Origin of the sequence: Qipengyuania benthica, assembly GCF_030717865.1 — a bacterium.
GTDB lineage: Bacteria > Pseudomonadota > Alphaproteobacteria > Sphingomonadales > Sphingomonadaceae > Qipengyuania > Qipengyuania benthica.
This window is the reverse complement of sequence record NZ_JAVAIL010000002.1, coordinates 653,389-674,518: the sequence shown is the minus strand read 5'-3', so window position 1 is coordinate 674,518 and position 21,130 is coordinate 653,389. Positions and strand designations below refer to the sequence as shown.

General features: G+C 64.9%; 20 protein-coding genes and 1 tRNA gene. 6 read left to right on the top strand and 15 right to left on the bottom strand.

The genetic code is table 11. The features are described from left to right. Positions 1 to 18 precede the first annotated feature (18 nt). From Q9K01_RS08510 to cpdR, 4 genes are all read right to left on the bottom strand, one after another. Positions 19 to 570, bottom strand: coding sequence for a DUF4142 domain-containing protein (locus tag Q9K01_RS08510; protein ID WP_305929778.1), 552 nt, complete (start codon positions 568 to 570; stop codon positions 19 to 21). Further along, positions 567 to 1,877: a hypothetical protein gene (locus tag Q9K01_RS08505; RefSeq protein ID WP_305929777.1), complete on the bottom strand. Its 1,311-nt coding sequence runs from the start codon at positions 1,875 to 1,877 to the stop codon at positions 567 to 569. The genes Q9K01_RS08510 and Q9K01_RS08505 overlap by 4 nt, the downstream gene beginning before the upstream one ends. A gap of 224 nt (positions 1,878 to 2,101) precedes the next feature. Continuing rightward, positions 2,102 to 2,176 (bottom strand) — tRNA-Val (locus Q9K01_RS08500). Positions 2,177 to 2,273: 97 nt separating this feature from the next. Further along, positions 2,274 to 2,663 (bottom strand): cell cycle two-component system response regulator CpdR, encoded by a 390-nt coding sequence (gene cpdR, locus Q9K01_RS08495; protein WP_305929776.1) that lies wholly within the window; start codon positions 2,661 to 2,663, stop codon positions 2,274 to 2,276. 123 nt (positions 2,664 to 2,786) lie between these two features. On the opposite strand from cpdR, the gene Q9K01_RS08490 reads away from it, so the two are divergent. Then, a complete protein-coding gene (locus Q9K01_RS08490) occupies positions 2,787 to 3,737 on the top strand; it encodes an N-formylglutamate amidohydrolase (protein WP_305929775.1) in 951 nt (316 codons plus the stop codon). A 263-nt stretch (positions 3,738 to 4,000) separates the two neighbouring features. Here the strand turns inward: Q9K01_RS08490 and Q9K01_RS08485 are convergent, their stop codons facing one another. Both Q9K01_RS08485 and Q9K01_RS08480 read right to left on the bottom strand, forming a co-directional pair. Next, a complete protein-coding gene (locus tag Q9K01_RS08485) occupies positions 4,001 to 4,792 on the bottom strand; it encodes a SapC family protein (protein ID WP_305929774.1) in 792 nt (263 codons plus the stop codon). A 77-nt stretch (positions 4,793 to 4,869) separates the two neighbouring features. Continuing rightward, complete coding sequence (locus tag Q9K01_RS08480; protein ID WP_305929773.1) at positions 4,870 to 6,330, bottom strand: FAD-binding oxidoreductase; 1,461 nt, start codon at positions 6,328 to 6,330, stop codon at positions 4,870 to 4,872. A 171-nt stretch (positions 6,331 to 6,501) separates the two neighbouring features. On the opposite strand from Q9K01_RS08480, the gene Q9K01_RS08475 reads away from it, so the two are divergent. Continuing rightward, a complete protein-coding gene (locus Q9K01_RS08475) occupies positions 6,502 to 7,089 on the top strand; it encodes a hypothetical protein (RefSeq protein WP_305929772.1) in 588 nt (195 codons plus the stop codon). A gap of 141 nt (positions 7,090 to 7,230) precedes the next feature. Further along, on the top strand, positions 7,231 to 8,691 hold the full coding sequence (locus Q9K01_RS08470; protein ID WP_305929771.1) for a DEAD/DEAH box helicase: 1,461 nt from the start codon (positions 7,231 to 7,233) through the stop codon (positions 8,689 to 8,691). A 22-nt stretch (positions 8,692 to 8,713) separates the two neighbouring features. Here Q9K01_RS08470 and Q9K01_RS08465 read toward each other — a convergent pair whose 3' ends face one another. Then, positions 8,714 to 11,023 carry an ATP-dependent helicase gene (locus Q9K01_RS08465; protein ID WP_305929770.1) on the bottom strand — a complete coding sequence of 770 codons (2,310 nt, stop codon included), beginning with the start codon at positions 11,021 to 11,023 and terminating at the stop codon, positions 8,714 to 8,716. A gap of 110 nt (positions 11,024 to 11,133) precedes the next feature. On the opposite strand from Q9K01_RS08465, the gene Q9K01_RS08460 reads away from it, so the two are divergent. After that, positions 11,134 to 11,718, top strand: coding sequence for a hypothetical protein (locus tag Q9K01_RS08460; protein ID WP_305929769.1), 585 nt, complete (start codon positions 11,134 to 11,136; stop codon positions 11,716 to 11,718). A gap of 107 nt (positions 11,719 to 11,825) precedes the next feature. After that, positions 11,826 to 12,224 (top strand): GFA family protein, encoded by a 399-nt coding sequence (locus Q9K01_RS08455; protein ID WP_305929768.1) that lies wholly within the window; start codon positions 11,826 to 11,828, stop codon positions 12,222 to 12,224. A gap of 3 nt (positions 12,225 to 12,227) precedes the next feature. Here Q9K01_RS08455 and rsmD read toward each other — a convergent pair whose 3' ends face one another. The 3 genes from rsmD to Q9K01_RS08440 are packed head-to-tail and all read right to left on the bottom strand — an operon-like array spanning position 12,228 to position 14,739. Beyond that, positions 12,228 to 12,773: a 16S rRNA (guanine(966)-N(2))-methyltransferase RsmD gene (rsmD, locus tag Q9K01_RS08450; protein ID WP_305929767.1), complete on the bottom strand. Its 546-nt coding sequence runs from the start codon at positions 12,771 to 12,773 to the stop codon at positions 12,228 to 12,230. Between the two features lie 10 nt (positions 12,774 to 12,783). Next, on the bottom strand, positions 12,784 to 13,560 hold the full coding sequence (locus Q9K01_RS08445; protein WP_305929766.1) for a pseudouridine synthase: 777 nt from the start codon (positions 13,558 to 13,560) through the stop codon (positions 12,784 to 12,786). Between the two features lie 18 nt (positions 13,561 to 13,578). Then, positions 13,579 to 14,739 carry an aromatic ring-hydroxylating oxygenase subunit alpha gene (locus Q9K01_RS08440; protein WP_305929765.1) on the bottom strand — a complete coding sequence of 387 codons (1,161 nt, stop codon included), beginning with the start codon at positions 14,737 to 14,739 and terminating at the stop codon, positions 13,579 to 13,581. 71 nt (positions 14,740 to 14,810) lie between these two features. Here Q9K01_RS08440 and Q9K01_RS08435 point away from each other — a divergent pair, with 71 nt between their 5' ends. After that, entirely contained in the window at positions 14,811 to 16,541 is a 1,731-nt protein-coding gene (locus Q9K01_RS08435) for an AmpG family muropeptide MFS transporter (RefSeq protein ID WP_305929764.1), read from the top strand. A gap of 21 nt (positions 16,542 to 16,562) precedes the next feature. On the opposite strand, the gene Q9K01_RS08430 is transcribed toward Q9K01_RS08435, so the two are convergent. From Q9K01_RS08430 to trpB, 5 genes are all read right to left on the bottom strand, one after another. Beyond that, positions 16,563 to 17,864, bottom strand: coding sequence for a bifunctional folylpolyglutamate synthase/dihydrofolate synthase (locus Q9K01_RS08430; RefSeq protein ID WP_305929763.1), 1,302 nt, complete (start codon positions 17,862 to 17,864; stop codon positions 16,563 to 16,565). Between the two features lie 24 nt (positions 17,865 to 17,888). Continuing rightward, entirely contained in the window at positions 17,889 to 18,737 is an 849-nt protein-coding gene (gene accD / locus Q9K01_RS08425) for an acetyl-CoA carboxylase, carboxyltransferase subunit beta (RefSeq protein ID WP_305929762.1), read from the bottom strand. A 187-nt stretch (positions 18,738 to 18,924) separates the two neighbouring features. After that, complete coding sequence (trpA, locus tag Q9K01_RS08420) at positions 18,925 to 19,704, bottom strand: tryptophan synthase subunit alpha (protein ID WP_305929761.1); 780 nt, start codon at positions 19,702 to 19,704, stop codon at positions 18,925 to 18,927. Continuing rightward, positions 19,701 to 19,892 (bottom strand): hypothetical protein, encoded by a 192-nt coding sequence (locus Q9K01_RS08415; RefSeq protein ID WP_305929760.1) that lies wholly within the window; start codon positions 19,890 to 19,892, stop codon positions 19,701 to 19,703. Before Q9K01_RS08415 ends, trpA begins: the two co-directional genes overlap by 4 nt. Then, positions 19,889 to 21,103: a tryptophan synthase subunit beta gene (trpB, locus tag Q9K01_RS08410; protein ID WP_305929759.1), complete on the bottom strand. Its 1,215-nt coding sequence runs from the start codon at positions 21,101 to 21,103 to the stop codon at positions 19,889 to 19,891. Before trpB ends, Q9K01_RS08415 begins: the two co-directional genes overlap by 4 nt. Positions 21,104 to 21,130: the final 27 nt, after the last annotated feature.

The window sequence follows — 21,130 nt, the reverse complement described above, 5'->3', positions numbered from 1 at the left end:
AGGTAGAGACAAGACGGATCAGGCGATCTGATCCCTCAACCGTTCCATGGCGGCGAGGTGACGCTCGACCACCGGAGCGGTGCCGGCCGCAAACGAGCGCAACTGGGCGTTGTCGCCGCTGTCCTTGAACCCGTTCATCAGATCGACCGTCTCCTTGTGAGCGAGGATCTGCTGATCGAGATAGGTCGCGTCGAACTTGTCTGCGGGGGCGGCCTGAAGATGGTCGAGCATCGTCTTGCGCCGCGCGTCGATCGAGTCGGGGAGCGCCGGAACGCCTTTGGTCTCGTTCATGATCATCGCCGAACGCAATTGATGCGTGCTGGTCGTGTGATCGGCGATCATCTTGAGGGCCGCAGCCTTTACCAGATCCGATTGGGCGTGCTGGAGGGCCACCTTCGCCGCCGCGATCTCGTACATGTCGCCGATCGCGGCGTTCTCCACGAAGCTGGCCGCCGAGGTCGAACCCGCCGTATTCGCCGCGGCGCGACCGACCATCCCGCCCAGGGCGTCGGAGGTCTTGTCGACCGCGCGGTGCAGGGTGCCGTGCTTCTCGTTGCGCTCGGTCATCATGCGTTCTCCGTTTGATTTTGGGCGGGATGCTGGCCGTGGCCGTGCCGGGCGTGGCGTTCGATCGTCTCCATGTAGATCGTCCCTTCGGCGGTGCCGCTTTCGTCCAGCGCCGCGATCGGGTGGCTGCCCTCGGTCGAGAAGCGGTACTCGCCGCCCAGTTCCTCGCGGTGGCGACGGATCACGTCCTCGCTGGGGACGCCGCCCGCATTGACGGTGGCCTGATAGTCGAAGAAGCGGTGATCCGCCGGAAGCTGGTCGACCGGAATGAATTGCGAATCGCTGGCCGAATTGGTGACCGTGCGGGCCAGCACGTCGCGGACATATTGCTTGTTCGGCTCGAAGGTCATCGGCGCGCTGACGCCTTCCTTGGGGAAGATGTCCGCCGGGTCGATCCGGTCGACTTCCTTCATCATCTCGCAGGCGAGCCGCAGATGCTCGATCTCCATCGCGAGATGGGTTTCCCAGACCTGCTTGATGCGCGGGTTGGTCTCGGTCTCCATGCACGACCAGTAGAGCCAGCACTCGTTGTATTCGTGCAGCGCCAGGTTGAGCAGTTCGGGCGTGCTCGGATCGAGGATCGATTCGTAATGCGAGACGTGCTGTTCCTCGACCATCGCGATCTCGAGATAGAGCGAGCGAGCCATCGGATCTTCCGGGCGATTGCCCGAATTCATGTAGAAGTTCATCGTCTGCTGTTCGGCCGAAACGACCGTCAGCGCGTTGAGGATCGACTGGAAGGAACTGGCCTCGACCGTCATCGGTCGGCGCAGCTCGTCATGCGGGTGGCGGTGATGGAAGATCGTCGGCCGTCCGGGAAGTACTTCGGTCAGATCGCCGGTGATCTCTTCGGCCTTGCGGCGTTCGCCCATCAGATCCATCAGATTGGCGTAGCGATAGAGGTGGTCGTAATCCTCGAGCACGCCGAATTCGTAGACCTGATTGAGATAGGGGTCGGGCTCGTGACGCGCGATCCAGCTGGTGAGGTCGACCGCGACCTGTTCGTAGCCGATGGTGTTGGCGATCGTACTCTCGCTTCCCGGGATCAGCCAGTTCACCGCCTTCTGCTGCTGCTGCTCGGCCTTGCGGACCAGCGCCAGCATCTGCTTGATACCGGTATCGGCGATCCGGCGCGCCGCATTGTGCGAATTGATGATCGCCTCGACCTCGATCCCGTTCATCAGGATCACCCGGCAGCGGGTGTAGGGATGCACATCGCGCGTGTCGTAAGGCTGGCTCGCCAGTTCCGACCAGCTGCGGAACTGGCGCTCGATCGGAATGCCTTTTTCGGTCAGCGGATTGAATGCCATCGGTATCTCCTGCGGGAAGCGATCGTAAATCGCATGGATACCCGAGGAATTGCCAAGTCAGGGAAGCGTTCCGCTCCAATTGATTATCAAATGCGAACAGCGATGTTAACAAAAGTAAGGGTATTTACATAAGTTAGACTATGGATTTGGAGAGTCATCCGCGATCACCCGGCTGTCGCGCAAAGAAAAACCCCGCAAATCCGACGATTTGCGGGGTTTTCGAATGGTGGGCGTAGAGAGAGTTGAACTCCCGGCCCCTGCGATGTCAACACAGTGCTCTACCACTGAGCTATACGCCCACGATATCGAGTGTATCGCGCCCCTGGAAGGGTGCTGCGACAGGCGGGCCATTTAGCGAGCAGGCCCCGCGCGCGCAAGAGGTCATTTGAGGCCCGACTAGAGGATCGCCGAAATCCGGTCTTCGAGCACGCGCTCGACCTCGAGCACCAGATCCTTAAGGTGGAAGGGCTTGGATAGCACCTTGGCCTGCGGCTGTTCGCGGCTGGCCTTGAGCGTCACCGCGGCAAAGCCGGTGATGAACATCACCTTGGTATCCGCACTGAGCTCGTTGCATCGCTGCGCAAGTTCGATTCCGTCCATCTCCGGCATGACGATGTCGGACAAAAGCAGGTCGTAATGCGTCGCCTCGAGGAGAGGCAGCGCCGCGGTCCCGCGATCGACCGCATCGACCGAGAAGCCCGCCTGCTCCAGCGCGCGGACCAGATAGGATCGCATGGCATCGTCGTCTTCGGCGAGAAGGATTTTGGCGCGCTGAAAATCTGTCATGGCCCTTCCCATACGCCATGCTCCTTAAAAAAGCCTTGGAAGTTGTGCACCTGTCCACGGCTGGGGCAGGTCGCCGGCGGGAATGGTTTTGACTTGCGCGCGCGATCCGTTCAGCAATCGGGCATGGCGTCTTCCAGGATCATCGCTTGGCCGCTGTCCGGCACCCACGAAGGAGGCTGCATCCCCGGGACGCAGGATCCCGCCTTCGTCTTGCACGTGCCCGAGCGGTTGACGCTGCCGATCGTGATCGCCGCGCCCCATGGCGGGCGCAACTATCCTCCCGGTATCGGTGCCACCATGCGCGAGCCCGAATGGTCGATGCTACGGCTGGAGGACCGGCTGGTCGACCGGCTGGCGCGCGAGGTCGCCAGGGCAAGCGGTGCGGCGCTGCTGGTTGCGCATGCCCCGCGCGCGCTACTCGACCTCAACCGCGCGTCCGACGATGTCGACTGGTCGATGGTGGAGGGCGCGTCGCGCGCGGAACGAGCCCCGAACGCATCCAATCGCCGGTCGCGCAGCGGCTTGGGACTGGTTCCACGACGGCTTCCGGGGCTGGGCGAAATCTGGCGCGAAGCGCTTGCGCCCGCAGATCTGACCGAGCGGATCGATACGATCCATCACCCCTACCACTCGGCCCTGCGTGGTGTCCTCGAACAGGTCCGCGATCAATGGGGCGCCGTGCTGTTGCTCGACCTGCATTCCATGCCGCCGCTCAAGGCGCGAAATGGCCAGGATCGTCCGGTCGAATTCGTGATCGGCGATCGTTTCGGCTCGTCGTGCAACGATCTGCTCTCCGCAACGGCGCTGCGGCATCTGTCGGCGGCGGAGCGCCGGGTGACGCACAACCGGCCCTATGCCGGCGGCTATGTGCTTGAGCAGCACGGCTCTCCGCGCCGCGGGATCCACGCGCTGCAGTTGGAAGTGTGCCGCACTGCCTACCTCGACGCGGAGCTGCGCGAGGCCGGGCCGCGAATGCCGGGAATGGTCCGGCTGCTGGCGGGTCTGGTGCGGGCGCTGGCGAGCGAAACCGCCGCGCTGGGCGCGGACGGCAGATTGCCCCAGGCGGCGGAGTAGCCGCTCTCTCCCAGAAAAAAACCACCTCGCGCAAGCTGCACGAGGTGGCCAAGGTTCAGGGAGGAGGTGCATGGTAATGCACCCAGCCGGGCAAGCTATGAGGGGGGATGCCGCCCGGCCCGCACAAGATGGCGCGCCTCCCGGAGGATTCAAGAGGCCGGCAACAGGTCGGCGCAGCCCGATCGGCGCACGTCTGCCCCGTCCTGTCGCAAACGGTTCCACACCCGCGCCAACCACAAGGCGCGGGTACTGGAAAATGCCGCCTAGTTGACGGTCTGGGCGGCTGGCGCTGCGGCGGCCGGAGCCGTACCCTGCTGCACCTGACGCGAGAAGATCGTGCGCATCAGGTCGAGCGAGAAGATATGAGCATGGATCAGCAGCATGAGGCCGTTCTGGTTCCAGGTGCGCAACTGATCGCCGCGAATTTCGAGCAGCTTCTCCTGATTGACCATCTGGAAGCCGCGATAGACGTAAGGCCTGTCGGGGTTATCCTGCTGCTGGATCGAGATTTCCCCATCCATCAGCAGATCGTGCTTCTTGAGCTCGTCGATGAAGGCCTTGGTGCGCTGGCCGGACTGTTCGAACTGCTCGCAGAATTCGAGGATTCGCTTGGTGTTGTCCGAGGCCTGGCCTTCCTCGTTGAACAGCGCTTCGCCTTCTTCGAATTCGCCAATGGCTTCGCTGGTCGGATCGAAGCACAGCGAAAGCTCGTCCTTGTCCTGCTGGAGCTTGGCGAGCATGAAGGGGTAGCGGCGGATGTAGGCCGGCAGGTAGACAGGCTCGTTGATCTTGCCCTTGTCGTCGACGAAGGTGTTGACGCCTTCGTTCATGCCCATCAACGCGAGCGGCAGCGGGTTTTCGCCCGAGGAGAAGACGATCGGATAATTGCGCTGCGCCTGGACGAATTCGTCCACGGTAAGAGGGATCGCATGGGCGTTCTTCATGAAGTCCGCGCTGTCCAGCGAACGCGTCCGCCATTTCTGGTGATCGCGGCTGTTGAGCGGCATGAGGTCGTTGTAGAACAGGGGCAGGCTGGGCTGCGGCGCGCTGGCCATGGAGCGTCTCCGGATCGGACTGGAATGTCGGTCGCGCCCCCGGAACGGGTCCCGGGGGAGCGCATGGAAAGCGCGCTTTAGGCGCTGCCGTTCGCGGGTGCAACCCGGACCAATTTGCCCGGATTGAGGATACCTTTCGGGTCGAGCGCCTGCTTAACCGCGCGCATCATCGTCAGCGCCACCGGATCGCCGAGCCGCTCCAACTCTTTCAGTTTGACCTGCCCGATTCCGTGCTCGGCGCTGATCGAACCTCCCCATCGGGTGACGAGATCGTGGACGAAGCGGCTGATCGCCTGGCCCTGATTGCGCTCCCATTCCCCGCGGACCACGCCGGGAGGGGCGAGAACATGGAAATGGACGTTTCCGTCGCCCAGATGACCGAAGGCGATGGCAGTGGATCCCGGAAAGCGGGCTTCGACTTGCGGGATGGCGGCCTCGACGAAATCGGCCATGGCGGCAACGGGTACCGAGACATCGTGCTGCATCGCCGGGCCGATCGCCCGTTCGGCCGGAGCGATCGCATCGCGCAGCAGCCAGAACGCCTCGGCCTGCGTTTCGCTGGCGGCGATGGTGGCATCCTCGATCAGGCCGCGGTCCAGCGCTGCGGCCAGCAGGTTTTCCGCCAGCGGCTGCAAGCGATCTTCCTCGTCAGCTTCCGCGACCAGTTCGATCAGTGCGTGCCAGCCGTGCCGGCCCTGTAGCGGCGCGCGCGCGTCGGGTAGATGGTCGAGCACCGCGGCGAGCGAATGCGCCGGAATTACCTCGAAGCCTTCGAGTTGGCCCGCCGCTTCGGATTGTGCGTGGAGCAGCAACTGCCGCGCCTGCGCGATCGTGCCGAGGCCAGCCCAGATCACCAGCCGACCGCCGATGTCGGGCAGCAGCCGCAGATTGGCCGCGGTCACAACACCGAGCGTTCCCTCCGAGCCGATCAGCATCTGCTTGAGGTCGAAGCCGCGATTGTCCTTCTTGAGCGGCGTCAGCGAATCGAACACGCTGCCATCGGCGAGAACGGCTTCGAGCCCCAGCACCTGCGCGCGCATCGTGCCGTGGCGCAGCACCTGCGTCCCGCCAGCATTGGTCGAGACCAGCCCGCCGATCGTGGCCGAGCCCTTGCCGCCCAGAGTGAGCGGGAAGCGCATCCGCGCCGCCGCGGCTGCCTCTTGGAGGTCCTGAAGGATCACGCCGGCTTCGCAGACGATCTCGCCGGCTTCGACGTCGAGCGTGCGGATCGTATCCATCCGCCTGAGGCTGAGGAGCAAGGCGCTGCCGCTCTCATCGGGGGTCGCGCCGCCGGACATGCCGCTGTTGCCGCCCTGCGCGACGATCGGCACGCCGTGACTGGCGCACAGCCTTACCAGCGCGGCGACCTTCTGGGTGTTGCACGGCGAGGCCAGCCCGAGGCACGCGCCGGTGTAGCGGCCTCGCCAGTCGGTGAGCCACGGCTCGATCAGTTCGGGATCGCGAGTGAAGCCGCGCTCGCCCAGCAGATCGGCAGCAGCGGAGAGAAACGGTCGATTCGCGTCGGGTTGGGCAGCCATGCCGGTCCCATGCCACATACTCTGCTCGACCCGCCACCACTTGTCGCCACCCCCTTGTCAAAGGGCGACGAGGGATTAAGCCGCTATTCAAACAGGGGAGGCCAACAGCGGATTTCATCGTCCGCTCGCCGCAAGCCCGGCGTGGCCAGGGAGCATCGTTTCGACAACGCAATGAATTCGCTTGCCGCCATTCTCGCGTCCTTCGGACTGCTGTTCCCCACTGCTGGCGGACCCTATCGCCCGGAGGCTTCTGAGGACGCAGGCGCGCGCCTGACCGAGCAAGCCGCTCTGGCAGAGACTCCGGAAGGACGCGCGGTGCGCCTGTTGCCGGCCGCGTATCTGCCGCTTCTGACGCCTCAACAGACACCGACCGTCGAACAGGTGCGGATCGAGCGGCGGGTGATCATCCGAATCTCTCCGCGAGCTGGCCCGATGCGCCAGAACCTGACGGCCACGATGGTGCCGCGCAGTTCTCAGCCGCGCTATCTCGAGCGCCCAATGGGCGATTGCCTGCCGGTGCAGAGCATCGCCGGCGTGCAGGCGGAGGGCAGCAATCGCCTGCTGCTGTTCCTGCGCGACCGACGACTGATTTCCGCCACTCTGGAAAAGGCCTGTTCGGCGCGCGACTTCTATTCGGGCTTCTACGTTGAAAACAGTTCGGACGGGCAGCTATGCGTGGATCGCGACCAATTGCACGCCCGCAGCGGCGCGAAATGCGAAGTGGCGCGGATGAGCCAGTTGATCAGAGTGGCCGAGTAGCCGAAGAATCGTTGTCGCTCCTTTCCTCGCCGGGGAATTCTTGACTTTCGCGAGGTTTCCGGCGATGGGCGCGGCGCTCGTGCTGCATTTGCGGACGCAGCGCCAATTATTCCTTTCCACTATCGGACCACGCGAAACCGCATGACATTTGCCGACCTCGGCCTCTCCCCGACCCTGCTCGAAGCGGTGGAATCTGCGGGCTATACCGTGCCCACCGATATCCAGGCCCAGGCCATTCCGCCGATCCTGATGATGAAGGACATCGTCGGGATCGCTCAGACCGGGACCGGCAAAACCGCCAGCTTCGTCCTGCCGATGATCGATATCATGGCCAGCGGCCGACGCCGCGCGCTGATGCCGCGCTCACTGATCCTCGCCCCGACGCGCGAACTCGCGGCGCAGGTCGCGGAGAATTTCGAGAAATACGGCAAGAACCACGATCTCAAGCTCGCGCTGCTGATCGGCGGGGTCCAGATGGGCGACCAGATCAAGGCGCTCAACGATGGCGTCGACGTGCTGATCGCAACCCCGGGCCGGCTGATGGACCTGTTCGAGCGGGGCAAGATCCTGCTCAACGGCTGCGAACTGCTGGTGATCGACGAGGCCGACCGGATGCTCGACATGGGGTTCATCCCCGATATCGAATTCATCTGCTCCAAACTTCCCGAACAGCGCCAGACCATGCTGTTCTCGGCGACCATGCCGCCGCCGATCGAGAAGCTCTCGAAGAAGTTCATGAACAATCCCAAGCGGATCGAGGTCAGCCGCGCGGCGTCCACCAACAAGGACATCACCGCCTTCAAGATCCAGGTCCCGGCGCGCAAGAAGCGCGAGACGCTCGAATGGCTGCTGCGCAACGATCATGTCGAGACCGCGATCGTATTCTCGAACCGCAAGACCACGGTGCGCGAACTCAACAAGCACCTGCAGCGCGAAGGCTTCTCCAGCGGCGAGATCCATGGCGATATCGATCAGGGAACCCGCATCCAGGAACTGGAGCGGTTCAAATCCGGCGCCATCAATATCCTGGTCGCCAGCGATGTCGCCGCTCGCGGGCTCGATGTGAAGGGCGTCAGCCACGTCTTCAATTACGACACCCCGTGGCACCCGGACGATTACGTCCACCGCATCGGTCGTACCGGTCGCGCGGGAGCCAAGGGACGCGCTTTCACCTTCGTCACCGACGAGGATGCCGAGGCGATCGACAATGTCGAGAAGCTGACGGGTCACAAGATTCCTGTGTTCGGCAAGGGCGATGTCCGCGTCGATCTGAAGGACAGTGGTTCCAGCGCGGAACAGGACAAGCCCTCACAGGCGAAGTCCGCCGAAGACAAGCCAGCTGGCGAGAAGCCCCGCCGCGCGCGCAAGCCGCGCGGTGAAACGGATCGCAGCCGGCGGGAAAACCCGCAGGACGCTCCCGCCGAAGAATCGGCCCGCGTCGAGACTGGCGAGGAGCGTCCCGCCAAGCCGCGCCGCGAGCGGGCGGCCAAGGCCGCTAAGCCCGCATCCCGGCCCGCGAAGTCGCAGCCTCGGGACGATGCTGCAGGCGAAGGCGAATGGAACGGGCCCAAGCCCGATTTCCTCGGCGTAGGTTTCCGCTGAGCGCCGTCCGCGGCCGGTAACGCTACTCCGCGAGCTTGACGAAGCTGTCGAGCACCCGCTTGGTACCGGCCTTCTCGAAGGCGATCTCGAGCTTGTTGCCGTCCTGATCGGCGACCGTCCCGTAACCGAACTTGTCGTGAAAGACCCGTGCGCCGATCGCGACATCGCTGCGCGGCTTGGCGGCGAAACTGGCCGCGCTGCGCTTGTTCTCCGCAACCCGGACCGGCTTGCTGTCGTAGCCGGTCGCCAGCGCCCGCTGCCAGCCGGGGCCGCGGGTCGCCGACTTGTCGGGGCGGGCGGTAGAGACATGCGCGAAGGGATCGTCCTGCTCGCTCCAGTTCGCGCGCCATAGGGAGGCGCCGCCGGTGAGCGTGGTTTCCTGCTCCACATGCTCGCTCGGCAATTCCTCGATGAAGCGGCTGGGGATCGAGCTGGTCCACTGGCCGTAGATCCGCCGGTTCGCGGCATGGAGGATGGTGCAGCGGCGCTTGGCGCGGGTGATCGCGACATAGGCGAGGCGGCGCTCCTCCTCGAGGCTGGCAAGCCCGCCTTCGTCGAGCGCGCGCTGGCTCGGGAACACCCCTTCCTCCCAGCCGGGCAGAAAGACATGATCGAACTCGAGCCCCTTGGCGGCGTGCATGGTCATGATGGTGACCTTCTCGCCCTGATCGCGAGCGTCGTTCTCCATCACCAGGCTGACGTGCTCGAGAAAATCGGTGAGGCTGTCGTAATCCTCCATCGCCCGCGCGAGCTCGGAGAGGTTTTCCAGCCGCCCTGCGCTTTCCGGGCCGCGATCCTTTTGCAGCATCTCCTCGTAACCGCTCTCGGTCACGATCCGGCGCAGCAGGTTGGCGGGCGTCTCGCTCTGCGCGTTCTCGCGCCAGAGCAGAAACTGCTGGAGCAGGGCCTTGAGCGAATTGCGCGCGCGAGCGGGCAGTTCATCACTGTCGCAAAGGTCTATCGAGGCGGCGGCGAGCGGCATGTCCGTGCGTTTCGCGTGGCGCCGCATGGCGTCGAGCGTTTTGGCGCCGAGGCCGCGTTTGGGCTGGTTGTAGATGCGTTCGAAGGCAAGATCGTCGGCGGGCTGCTCGATCACCCGCAGATAGGCGAGCGCATCGCGGATTTCGGCGCGTTCGTAGAAGCGGAAGCCGCCGATAATGCGATAGTTCAGCCCGATCTGAATGAAGCGGTCTTCGACCTCGCGCGTCTGGTATTGCGCGCGCACCAGGATTGCCACTTGGTCCAACGATGCGCCTTCGCGTTCGAGCCGCTCGATATCTTCGCCCAAACGGCGCGCTTCCTCGGGACCATCCCAGACGCCGATCGCCTTGACCCGGTCGCCTGCGGGCAGATCGGTCCACAGCGTCTTGCCGAGCCGCTGGCTGTTGGCATCGATCAGACCGGAGGCTGCGGCGAGGATCTGAGGGGTAGAGCGGTAGTTCTGTTCGAGCTTGATCACCGCCGCGCCGGGGAAGTCCTTCTCGAACTTGAGGATATTGGCCACCTCGGCCCCGCGCCACGAATAGATCGACTGGTCGTCATCGCCCACCACGCAGATGTTGCGGCGCTCCTGCGCCAGCAGGCGGAGCCACAGATACTGGACCTGATTGGTATCCTGGTATTCGTCGACCAGAATGTATTTGAAACGCTGCTGATACTGCTCGAGGACATCGCGGTGCCGCCGCAGGATATTGAGCATGTGCAGCAGCAGATCGCCGAAATCGCAGGCGTTGAGCGTCTTGAGACGTTCCTGGTAGAGCGTATAGAACTGCTGTCCGCGACCATTGGCATAGGCTTCGTTCTCGACCGCATCGAGGTCGCCGGGATTGAGCCCGCGGTTCTTCCAGCGATCAAGCAGGCTCGCGAGCTGGCGCGCCGGCCAGCGCTTCTCGTCGAGATCGTTTTCGCGGATCAGCTGTTTGAGCAGTCGCAGCTGGTCGTCGGTGTCGATGATGGTGTAATTGCTGGCCAACCCGACCAGCTCGGCATGGCGGCGTAGCATCTTCGCGCCGATCGAGTGAAAGGTACCGAGCCAGGGCATCCCCTCGACCGCGTCGCCGATGTGCCGTCCGACCCGCTCGCGCATCTCGCGTGCGGCCTTGTTGGTGAAGGTGACGCAGAGAATCTCGCTCGGCCAGGCGCGGCGCGTAGCGATGAGGTGCGCCAGCCGTGCAGTGAGCGCGGCGGTTTTGCCGGTTCCCGCGCCTGCCAGCATCAGCACCGGTCCCTCGGTGGTCAGCACGGCGTCCTTCTGCGGACCGTTGAGGTTTTTCGCATAGGCGGGCAGCGCACCCGGGTCGGCGGGCGGCGAGGAGGTTTCGAGAGAATTCATGATCATGCGAACAGTTAGGGAACGGCGGGGGGCAAGGCAAGGGTAACGGAACCCACGCGCCGATGCTGCGTAGAGAAGGGGGACAGCAATTGTAATCGGAGACGAATCCTATGCGTAACCTTATTCTTGCCGGCGCCGCAGCGCTGGCATTCTCAGCAGCTCCCGCCATGGCGCAGAATACCGCACAGGACATGGATGCAGGTGCCTACAACATGACCCCGGCTCAGCAGCAGATGTTCATGAACTGGGAAGACGACCAGCGGATCGCCTACACGCGCTGGCCCATCGAAGTTCAGGAATACTACTGGACTTTGAACGATAACCAGATGCGCGGCTGGTGGGTACTCAACGACGAGCAGCGTCTGCGTATCGTCGATATGCAGCCGCAGCAGCGTGCCGCAGCCTGGACCTCGATCATGAACCAGATGAGCGGTGCGACGCCGATGCCCGCCACGCCGAGCGCCACGACCACGGCACCCAGGACGGCGAATACCACGGTAGGTAACATTCAGTACCGGAGCACGGCGGTGGTTCAGAATACCCCTGGCGACCAAGGCCCGCCCACCGGCGATGTCCCGATCTGCTCGCCCAACGAGCAGGACAATTGCATCAATGCCTGGGAAGCCGGCAAGCGGGGCCCGGGTGTAACCAAGCCGCTCGGCTATTGGCCGGGCCAGCCCGCCAGCAACATGTAACGTTGGCTAACTGACGAAGAAGGGCGGGACCGTGCAGACGGTGCCGCCCTTTTCTTTTGTCCGGCACTGGCGCATCTGCGTTACGAAACCTCAAGGGATTCGATACGATGCTGACCGGAGGATGCCATTGCGGGGCGATCCGCTACGAGATTTCCGGCGTCCCGCTCAATCACGCGCTGTGTCACTGCGTCGATTGCCGCCGCGCCTCGGGTGCGCCGATGGTCGGTTGGGCGATGATGACACAGGAACGATTGGCGGTGTCGGGCGAGCCGTCTACTTATGCCTCATCGGAGCATGCCCGTCGCCATTTCTGCATCCAGTGCGGAACGGGCCTGTTCTACACCAACGACGCGATGCTGCCCGGGCTGGTGGACGTGCAGAGCGCCACGCTCGATGAGCCCGACGAGCTTCCTGCGCAGGCGCATATTCAGACGGCAGAGCGGCTCGGCTGGATAGCGGAGGCGCACCGTCTGCCCGAATTCGAGCGCTATCCTCCGCAGGAATGAAAGCTAGCTGGCGAGCCGCAGGAAGGTAAGCTTGGCCTTGCCGACGCGGCGTTCCGCCTCGATGTCGAGTTGCTTGATCGATACGATTTCGTTCACGCCGGTTTCTAGAACGATCCAGCTCGAGGCGTCGAACCAGCCGTAGCGCATCATCCGGTCGAGCGCGACCTGGCCAGCGCCGGTGCCATAGGGCGGATCGAGCAGGATAAGGTCGTGTGCCGAACGGGCAGCGCCCAGCGCCATGACCGAGCCGGCCTGAACGCTGGTCCGATCGCGCGCACCGAAGGCGGCAATATTGGCGCGAATGGCCTTGAGCGCCTCGGGCTCCTGTTCGACGAATAGGCAATGCGCCGCGCCGCGCGACAGCGCTTCCATGCCGAGCGCGCCGGATCCTGCGAAGAGATCGCCCACCGAAAGCCCCTCGAAGCTCCCGAGCCGGCTGGTGAGCATGTTGAACAGCGTCTCGCGCGTGCGGTCGGCGGTGGGACGGGTGGTCTCGCCCTTGGGCGCGACCAGCTTGCGTCCGCGCCAGGCCCCCGCGACGATTCTCATGATTTCGGCCTCATGCCTGCGGCTTCGCTTTCTTGGGTTTGGGCAGGGTGCCCATGAAGCGTTCGACATCGGCGTGGCGGATCTGGACCGCCTGTCCGCGCGGGAGGTCGGCGAGCTCGAAAGGGCCGTAGCCGGTGCGCAGCAGACGGTTCACCTCGAGCCCGAGATGTTCGAGCACGCGTCGCACTTCGCGGTTCTTGCCCTCGGTCAGCGTCAGCACGATCCAGCGATTGCGGCCCGAGCCGCGCTCGAGATCGGCTTCGATGCTGCCATAGCGCATTCCGTCGATTTCGATCCCGTGGGACAGATCGTCGAGCTGCGCCTGGGTGATGTCGCCGAAGGCGCGCGCGCGGTAGGTGCGCGGAATCCCCGAGGACGGCAATTCCATCGCCCGCTTGAGCTCGCCGTCATTGGTGAGCAGCAGCAGCCCCTCGGTGGTGAAATCCAGCCGACCCACCGGCATCAGCCGCGGGGTGTCCTTGGGCAGCGCATTGCGCAGCGCGTCGTAGATCGTCGGACGTCCCGCTGGGTCGCGCTCGGCGGTGATCAGGCCCGAGGGTTTGTGGAAGGCGTAGAGCCTGGCTTCTTCGGCGCGGCCGACCGGCTTTCCGTCCACGGTCACGCCGCGCAAATTGAGCAATTTCACCGCGGGCGTGTCGAGCACCTTGCCCTCGATCGCCACGCGACCATCGGCGATCATGCGCTCGACTTCGCGACGGCTGGCGACGCCGGCGCGGGCGAGCAGCTTGGCGATGCGATCACCGGCTTCGGGCAGTCTGTCGGGCATCTGCGCGCCGCTACGCGCTCACTCGGCGGCGCGCAAGGCTTCCGCCACCGTCTCGTGATAGCGCGCGATCCCGCCTTCGAGCGCACCGAGGATCAATTCGGGCACCGCGCCGGTCGCGAGCCCCTGCTGACCGAGCTCGGCGGCGCGGAAATCCTCGGCGGCGAAGACCCCGCCATCGAGCAGCGCCCAGCTACGCTCCCAATGCGCGCGCGCCTTGTCGGTTGCGGGCTCCTCGGGAATGAGCATGAAGTCTTCGACCAGCGTGAGGTCATGCGCCTGGGGCATCATCACCATGATGTTGAGATAGTCGGGACTGGGGATGATCAGCGCGCCGGGGACCAGTTGATAGGCGAAGGTCACCACCCGCCGGAGCGCAGCCATATCCGCCAGATCGACACTGGCCATGTCTTCCAGCCGTCCGACCGCCGAACGGTGGTGCGGGCCGATCAGATCGCCCGAGGTCACGCCATCCTTGAAGAACGGCCCGATGGTCTTCGCATGGAGCCGGGTGACGTGATAGCTTTCGAGGAAGGCGTCCATGATCAGCTTCCAGTTCGCCTTGACCGTGTGGGTCTTGCGCCGGAACAGCACGTGGTCGGCGGTGCCGAAAGCATCCATATCCTCGCCGATTTGGCGAACGTGGCCGAAATCTGCGCCCTCGACCGGGGCGAACCAGATCAGCCCGCCGCTTTCGCAGCTCGGCAGTTCGACCAGCCCATGCGAATCCTTGTCGATGCCGGGAAAGGTGTCGGGCCGGGGCAGGGCGAGCAGGCGACCATCCACCGAATAGGTCCAGGCGTGATAGGGGCAGACGAGCTTCTTGGTGCAGCGCACCTCTTCGCCCTCGACCAGCCGGGTGCCGCGGTGGCGGCAGACATTGAGGAACACATGGACCTGCCCTTGCGCGTCACGGGTGATCAGCAGCGGGCGTCCGGTGGCGTCGTGCGGCACCGCCATTCCGGGATCGGGCAGCAGGGCGGTGGGGCACAGAATCTGTGGCATCCGCTCGTAGAGCGCGGCCTTCTCGCGCGCAAAATGAGCCGGGTCGGTGTAGACGCTCGCCGGGACCCGCGTTACCGGCTGCTCTGGCGGCCTGCCGCCATCGGCGACCTCGCGGGCCAGCGCGAGCTGCCCGTCGGTGGGCCGGTGATGGGGGGATAGCGCGGTGGGATCGCCCATGCGTCCTGTTCCTTTTCCTGCAACCGACCTAGTGTCGCAAAAAATTCACCGATGCGAAAGGACCCAGACGAATGGCCGAAGCTGCCGAACCGGTTAAGCCTTCCAGCTGGAGCGTGCTCAAACTGGCGTTGAAGAACCGCAAGACCGGGTACATGGCGCTGTTCGGCTTTGCCAGCGGCCTGCCCTTCGCGCTGTTTCTCGGCACGCTCTACGCCTGGCTGAGCGAAGCGGAGGTCGATCTGGAGACGATGGGCGTCTTCTCGCTGATCGGGCTGGCCTACGCCTTCCAGTTCCTGTGGTCGCCGCTGGTCGACCGACTCGACATTCCCGGGCTGCGCCGCCTCGGCAAGCGCAAGCAGTGGATCGCACCGATGCAATTGCTGCTCGGGATCATTCTCGTCACGCTCTCGCTGCTCGATCCCAAGAGCCAGTTGGGCTGGTTCAGCCTTCTGGCCGGGATCGGGGCCTTCGCCAGCGCGACGCAGGACATCGTCATCAACGCCTGGCGTATCGACATCGCCGATGACGAAGCGACGATCGATATCCTCTCGACGGTCACCCAGATGGGCTTTCGCCTCGCCGCGCTGGTCGGCGGCGCGCTGGGGCTGATCATCGCCGAGCGGATCGGCTGGCCGCAGACCTATGTCATCATGGGCCTGATCATGCTGGGTATCGGCATCGCCGGCCTGTTCGCTCCCGACGCCGATGTCGACAAGGCTGCGGCAACGACGATGAACGAGGAAAAGACCGCCGAACTCTACGAGGTCGGCGAGATCGAGCCGCGGGTTCGGAACTGGGCGCTGCTGGCGGTCGGACTGCTGTGGGGCTGGGCGATCGTCACCGTGCTGATCTTCATGGTCCGCTCGCTCACCGCGCTGCCGGAAGACCGGCCCGATCCGACGCTTTTCACCGCGACCTACGGCCCGCTGATCATCGCCGCGACGATCATCGTCCCGGCCTTCATTGCCGCATGGCTGGTCAAGCTGAACCGCGACGGCAAGCATGTCATCAAGGAAGGGCGGGTGGCAAAGAAGGCGGACGGGCTGATCCTCGACCAGCTCTACCGCGCGCTGCTGCTGCCGCTGGTCGAGTTCGTCGGCCGGATGGGCTGGTCTCTGGTGCTCGTGTTCGCGCTCGTGCTGACCTACCGGATTACCGACGCGATCTGGGGCACCTTCGCCTATCCCTTCTATCTCGGCGAGCTGGAATACACGCTCGACGAGGTTGCGGTGGCGTCGAAATTCTTCGGCGTCGGGGCGATCCTGCTTGGCCTCGCGCTGGGCGGCTGGATGATCACCGCATTCGGACGGATGTTCACGCTGACGCTGGGCGCATTCCTCGCCGCGGCCACTAACCTGCTCTACGCCGATCTGGCGCTGGGCGGGGCCCGGATGCAGGCGGTCAGCGATGCGATCGGCTTCACCTGGGCAGTGCTGCAGTTTCCGGGCGGAAGCGAGCGACTGGCGCGGCTGATGATCACCATCGGCGGCGAAAACCTGGCGATCGGCATCGCCGGTGCCGCCTATATCGCCTGGCTCTCGTCGATCGTCGCCAAGGGCTATTCGGCGGTGCAATATGCGCTGCTCGCCTCGCTGACGCTGCTGGTCGGTACGCTGGGGCGCGGGGCATTGGGGCAGATGATCGAGGAGCGCGGCTATTACGACGTCTTCATCTTCACCATGCTGATCGGCATGGTGGCGGTGGTGCTGTGCATCCTCGAATGGATGCGCGAGCACCGGGCAGGGCGCAAATCCGGCGTCGTCGCTGCCGATCCTCCACCCCAGGTGGCGAGGAGCCAGTAATTCCTGCGCTCGGGCAAGCCCTCAGTCGGGCAGCGTTCCGTTGAGCCGCAGCACTTCGCCGGCGAGATAGAGCGAGCCGGACACCAGCACCGGCAGACCGTCATCGGGCAGGACGGCGAGCGCGGTGGGCACGTCCGGTGCCGCTCTGGCGGATGGTCCGAAGACGCTGGCGGGGTGGCACTCGTGCCCGGGAACCGGCACCACCGTGAGGCTGGCGATCGAATCCAGCAGAGGCGCGGTGAGCGCGCGCGGGTCCTTGGCATCGAGCATCCCGACGATCAGATGGAGCCGCTCGCCCGCGAAATGCCGGCCAAGCGCTTCGCCCGCGCTCGGGTTGTGCCCGCCATCGAGCCAGATCGCACGGTCCGCGCTTCCCGCGCTGCGTAGCGTGCCGGGCGCAAGCCCTTGCAGCCGCGCGGGCCAGTCGGCAGTGCGAATCCCCTCGGCCATCGCCTCGCGCGAGACGGAGACGAAGTCCTGATGTCGCAGCATGGCCACCGCCAGCGCCGCGTTCTCGGCCTGATGAGCGCCGGGAAGGGTGGGTAGCGGCAGGACGAGTTCGCCATGGCGGTCGGCGTAGTGGAGGCCGGTTGCGGTGGTGCTGCAATGCCAGTCCCGCCCCCGCATCGCCAGCGGCGCACCGGCGCCCAGCGCCGCCCGCTCGATTTCGGCCTGCGCTTCGGGCGGGTAGGACAGGGTCGCCAGCGAGGACCCGCGCTTAACGATGCCCGCCTTCTCGAAAGCGATCCGCGCGAGCGGTATCTGCGGCGTCCCCTCCTCGGGAGCGAGCAGGAATCGTTCGTGATCGATTCCCAGAGCGGCGATCGCGCAGGCGGCGGGGCTCTCGATCACGTTGGTCGCGTCGAACCGGCCGCCCAGACCGACCTCGATCACGCAGACATCCGCCGGAACCCGCGCGAATTCGGCAAAGGCTGCGGCGATGGTGACCTCGAAAAAGCTCGGCGCCAGACCGTGACCTGCGTCGAGCACTTCGACGAGCAGCGGGGCCAGCCGGTCGTCGGATATGAGCTCGCCCGCGAGCCGAATCCGCTCGTTGTAGCGCACCAGATGCGGACTGGTGGTCATGTGCACCCGCTGGCCATCGGCTTCGAGCATGGCGCGCAGGAAGGCGCAGGTGCTGCCCTTACCATTAGTCCCCGCGATATGGAGCACGGGCGGCAGGCGCTTGTGCGGATCGCCCAGCCGCGCCAGCAGCGCGCGGATCGTCTCCAGGCCCAGCCTGCCCTGCGGCACACTCAGCGCCGCCAGCCGGTCGAGCTGCGCCTGAACGGCGGGATCGGAAGAGGTGGCGAAGTCCTTCACGACCTCATCCCAAGCGGCTTGCGATTACGCCGCAACCTTTGGCTGCAGATAGTCGAGCACAGTCGCCAGCCGGTCCCTGAGATCGTGGCGGTGGACCACCATGTCGACCATACCATGCTTGTGCAGATACTCGGCGCGCTGGAAGCCTTCGGGAAGCTGCTCGCGGATCGTGTCCTGGATCACCCGCTGGCCGGCGAACCCGATCAGCGCACCCGGCTCGGCGATGTGGATATCGCCGAGCATGGCATAGCTGGCGGTGACGCCGCCGGTGGTCGGATCGGTCAGCACGACGATATAGGGCAGGCCTGCTTCCTTGAGCCGCCGCGTCATCACGGTGGCCTTGGGCATCTGCATCAGGCTGAGAATGCCTTCCTGCATCCGCGCGCCGCCCGCCGCGGTGACGACGATGTAGGGGCAACGCCGGGTCAGCGCGCGCTCGGCGCCCTGACAGAAGGCGGTGCCCACCGCCATGCCCATGCTGCCGCCCATGAAGCCGAAATCCTGCACCCCGACCACAGCCGGGCGCTCCTCGATCGTACCCGAGCCAACGGTGAACGCGTCCCTGTGCGGGTTCTTGGCGCGCGCCTGCTTGAGGCGGTCGGTGTATTTCTTGGTGTCGCGGAACTTGAGCGGATCCTCGCGCACCTCGGGCTGGGGCAGCACATCGTAGCCCTCGTCGAGCAATTGCCGCAGCCGCTCGTCGGCCCCGATCCGGCCATGATGCTCGCAGCGCGGGCACACCTGGAGGTTCTCGGCATATTCCTGCGCAAAAACCATCTGCTGGCATCCCGGGCATTTGACCCAGAGATCCTTTTCGGTCGCGCGCTTGGGGAGGAAAGCGAGCGAGTTGCGGACGCGATTGAACCAGTTCATGGGGCAAGCCTATAGGGCGCTGGCCCGGAACCGCCAAGACCGGTCGTTGCTACCTGCCTTCGTCATTGCGAGGAGCGAAGCGACGCGGCAATCCATGGACTAGTCGCGCAACTGGGGTGGTGGCTGAGAGGGCAATGCATAGATTGCCGCACGTCCTGACGGACGCTCGCAATGACGAGTACAGAGGCTAACGCGCCGAGTGGACCGCGTCAGCAAGCGAACGAGTGAGTGCCTGCAGATGCTCCGGCGCTTCCGGTCCGTGCTCGGCAACCAGCTCGACCAGCGCCGATCCGACCACCACGCCATCCGCGACCCGCGCGATTTCAGCGGCTTGCTCGGGTGTTCTCACACCGAATCCCACCGCGACGGGGATATCGGTGGAACGCTTGATGCGCGCGACGTTGTCCTCGATCGATCCGATCGCCGCCTGCTGCATGCCGGTGATCCCCGCCACCGCGACGTAATAGAGGAAGCCTTCGCCCCCCTCGATCACCGCCGGCAGCCGCGCGGCATCGGTGGTGGGGGTGGCGAGGCGAATCGGCGCGATCCCGGCGGCGCGAAGCTGCGGGCCGAGCGCATCGTCCTCCTCGGGCGGAATATCGACGCAGATCACCCCATCGACGCCTGCCTTCTTCGCCGCATCTGCAAACCATTCAGGGCCTCGCCGGATCATCGGATTGGCATAGCCCATCAGGACGAGCGGAACCTCCGGATGGCGCTGGCGAAAGCCCGTTGCGATGGCGAACACGTCGGCGGTGGTCGTGCCTGCCTTGAGCGAGCGAATGTTCGCGTTCTGGATCGCGGGGCCGTCGGCCATCGGATCGGTGAAGGGCATCCCCAGCTCGATCACATCTGCGCCGCCCGCGACCAGGGCGTCAAGATTGGCCGCAGTGTCGCCGTCGCCTGCAGTTACGAAGCAGACGAGCGCGGGGTGGGATTTGGCGAAGGTGGTGGAGAGACGGGTCATTTGTTACCCTGCAGTGCGCGTCGGCGGAAAGCCTCTCCGATCATCATCCCGATCGAAGTGCCGATCGCGACGATCCAGATGGTCGTGAATTGCTCCGGCCAACCGAGCAGATAATGCAGCGTCCCGAGGAGGCCGACGGTAACGAAAAAAGCTTCGGTTCCGCGTTTCAGGATCACCCGCGGATTCATATTTCCACTCCCAGCTTCTCTGCCACGGTGAAGATGTCCTTGTCGCCGCGTCCGCACAGGTTCGCGAGGATGATCGCGTTGCGGTCCATCTCCTTCGCGCGCTTCGTTACCGCGGCGATTGCATGCGCGGGCTCGAGCGCGGGGATGATCCCCTCGGTGCGGCACAGCAACTGGAAGGCTTCGAGCGCCTCGTCGTCGGTCACGGCGGTGTATTCGACGCGACCGCTGACCTTGAGCCAGGCATGCTCGGGCCCGATACCGGGATAGTCCAGCCCGGCGCTGATCGAGTGCCCCTCGGTAATCTGGCCGTCTTCGTCCTGCAGCAGATAGGTCTTGTTGCCGTGGAGCACGCCGGGGAAACCGCCGAGCAGGCTGGCGGCGTGCTCGCTGCCGTCGAGGCCATGCCCCGCTGCCTCGACCCCGAGCATCTTCACGTCGGCATCGTCGAGGAAGGGGTGGAACAGTCCGAGCGCGTTGGAACCGCCGCCGATCGCCGCCACCAGCAGGTCGGGCAGGCGGCCGATGCGGTCCTGCATTTGGCTACGCGCTTCCTTGCCGATGACGCTCTGAAAATCGCGGACCATCTCGGGATAGGGATGCGGGCCTGCTGCAGTACCGATGATGTAGAAGGTGTCGTGGACATTCGCGACCCAGTCGCGCAGCCCTTCGTTCATCGCGTCCTTGAGCGTGCCGCGCCCGCTGGTGACGGGCACCACTTCGGCACCCAGCAGCTTCATGCGGAATACGTTGGGCTGCTGGCGGCGGATATCCTCCGCGCCCATGTAGATCACGCAAGGCAGGCCGAAACGCGCGCAGACCGTGGCGGTGGCGACCCCGTGCTGGCCTGCGCCGGTTTCGGCGATGATGCGCGTCTTGCCCATGCGCATGGCAAGCAAAATCTGGCCGATGCAATTGTTGATCTTGTGCGCGCCGGTGTGGTTCAACTCGTCGCGCTTGAACCACACCTGCGCGCCACCCAGCGCCTCTGTCAGCCGCTCGGCGAAATAGAGCGGGCTGGGGCGGCCGACGTAATGTTCGAGCAGATCGTCGAAGTGCGCCTTGAACGCGGGATCGGCTTGCGCCTTGCTGTATTCGCGCTCGAGATCGAGCACGAGCGGCATCAACGTCTCGGCGACATAGCGACCGCCGTAATCACCGAAGTGGCCGCGTTCGTCGGGTTGGGTACGGAAGGAGTTGGGCTTGGTGTCCATCGGGTCCCCATGGCGGTCGTGCCCGAC

Excerpts from the sequence above, each read along its gene's own strand:
- Q9K01_RS08505 (WP_305929777.1), bottom strand. The coding sequence starts at position 1,877 with ATGGCATTCAATCCGCTGACCGAAAAAGGCATTCCGATCGAGCGCCAG.
- rsmD (WP_305929767.1), bottom strand. The coding sequence starts at position 12,773 with ATGAGAATCGTCGCGGGGGCCTGGCGCGGACGCAAGCTGGTCGCGCCC.
- Q9K01_RS08465 (WP_305929770.1), bottom strand. The coding sequence starts at position 11,023 with ATGAATTCTCTCGAAACCTCCTCGCCGCCCGCCGACCCGGGTGCGCTG.
- Q9K01_RS08415 (WP_305929760.1), bottom strand. The coding sequence starts at position 19,892 with ATGAATCCGCGGGTGATCCTGAAACGCGGAACCGAAGCTTTTTTCGTT.
- Q9K01_RS08455 (WP_305929768.1), top strand. The coding sequence starts at position 11,826 with ATGCTGACCGGAGGATGCCATTGCGGGGCGATCCGCTACGAGATTTCC.
- Q9K01_RS08435 (WP_305929764.1), top strand. The coding sequence starts at position 14,811 with ATGGCCGAAGCTGCCGAACCGGTTAAGCCTTCCAGCTGGAGCGTGCTC.
- cpdR (WP_305929776.1), bottom strand. The coding sequence starts at position 2,663 with ATGACAGATTTTCAGCGCGCCAAAATCCTTCTCGCCGAAGACGACGAT.
- Q9K01_RS08485 (WP_305929774.1), bottom strand. The coding sequence starts at position 4,792 with ATGGCCAGCGCGCCGCAGCCCAGCCTGCCCCTGTTCTACAACGACCTC.
- trpB (WP_305929759.1), bottom strand. The coding sequence starts at position 21,103 with ATGGACACCAAGCCCAACTCCTTCCGTACCCAACCCGACGAACGCGGC.
- Q9K01_RS08470 (WP_305929771.1), top strand. The coding sequence starts at position 7,231 with ATGACATTTGCCGACCTCGGCCTCTCCCCGACCCTGCTCGAAGCGGTG.
- Q9K01_RS08490 (WP_305929775.1), top strand. The coding sequence starts at position 2,787 with ATGGCGTCTTCCAGGATCATCGCTTGGCCGCTGTCCGGCACCCACGAA.
- Q9K01_RS08510 (WP_305929778.1), bottom strand. The coding sequence starts at position 570 with ATGATGACCGAGCGCAACGAGAAGCACGGCACCCTGCACCGCGCGGTC.
- Q9K01_RS08440 (WP_305929765.1), bottom strand. The coding sequence starts at position 14,739 with ATGGGCGATCCCACCGCGCTATCCCCCCATCACCGGCCCACCGACGGG.
- Q9K01_RS08480 (WP_305929773.1), bottom strand. The coding sequence starts at position 6,330 with ATGGCTGCCCAACCCGACGCGAATCGACCGTTTCTCTCCGCTGCTGCC.
- Q9K01_RS08460 (WP_305929769.1), top strand. The coding sequence starts at position 11,134 with ATGCGTAACCTTATTCTTGCCGGCGCCGCAGCGCTGGCATTCTCAGCA.
- accD (WP_305929762.1), bottom strand. The coding sequence starts at position 18,737 with ATGAACTGGTTCAATCGCGTCCGCAACTCGCTCGCTTTCCTCCCCAAG.
- Q9K01_RS08475 (WP_305929772.1), top strand. The coding sequence starts at position 6,502 with ATGAATTCGCTTGCCGCCATTCTCGCGTCCTTCGGACTGCTGTTCCCC.
- trpA (WP_305929761.1), bottom strand. The coding sequence starts at position 19,704 with ATGACCCGTCTCTCCACCACCTTCGCCAAATCCCACCCCGCGCTCGTC.
- Q9K01_RS08445 (WP_305929766.1), bottom strand. The coding sequence starts at position 13,560 with ATGCCCGACAGACTGCCCGAAGCCGGTGATCGCATCGCCAAGCTGCTC.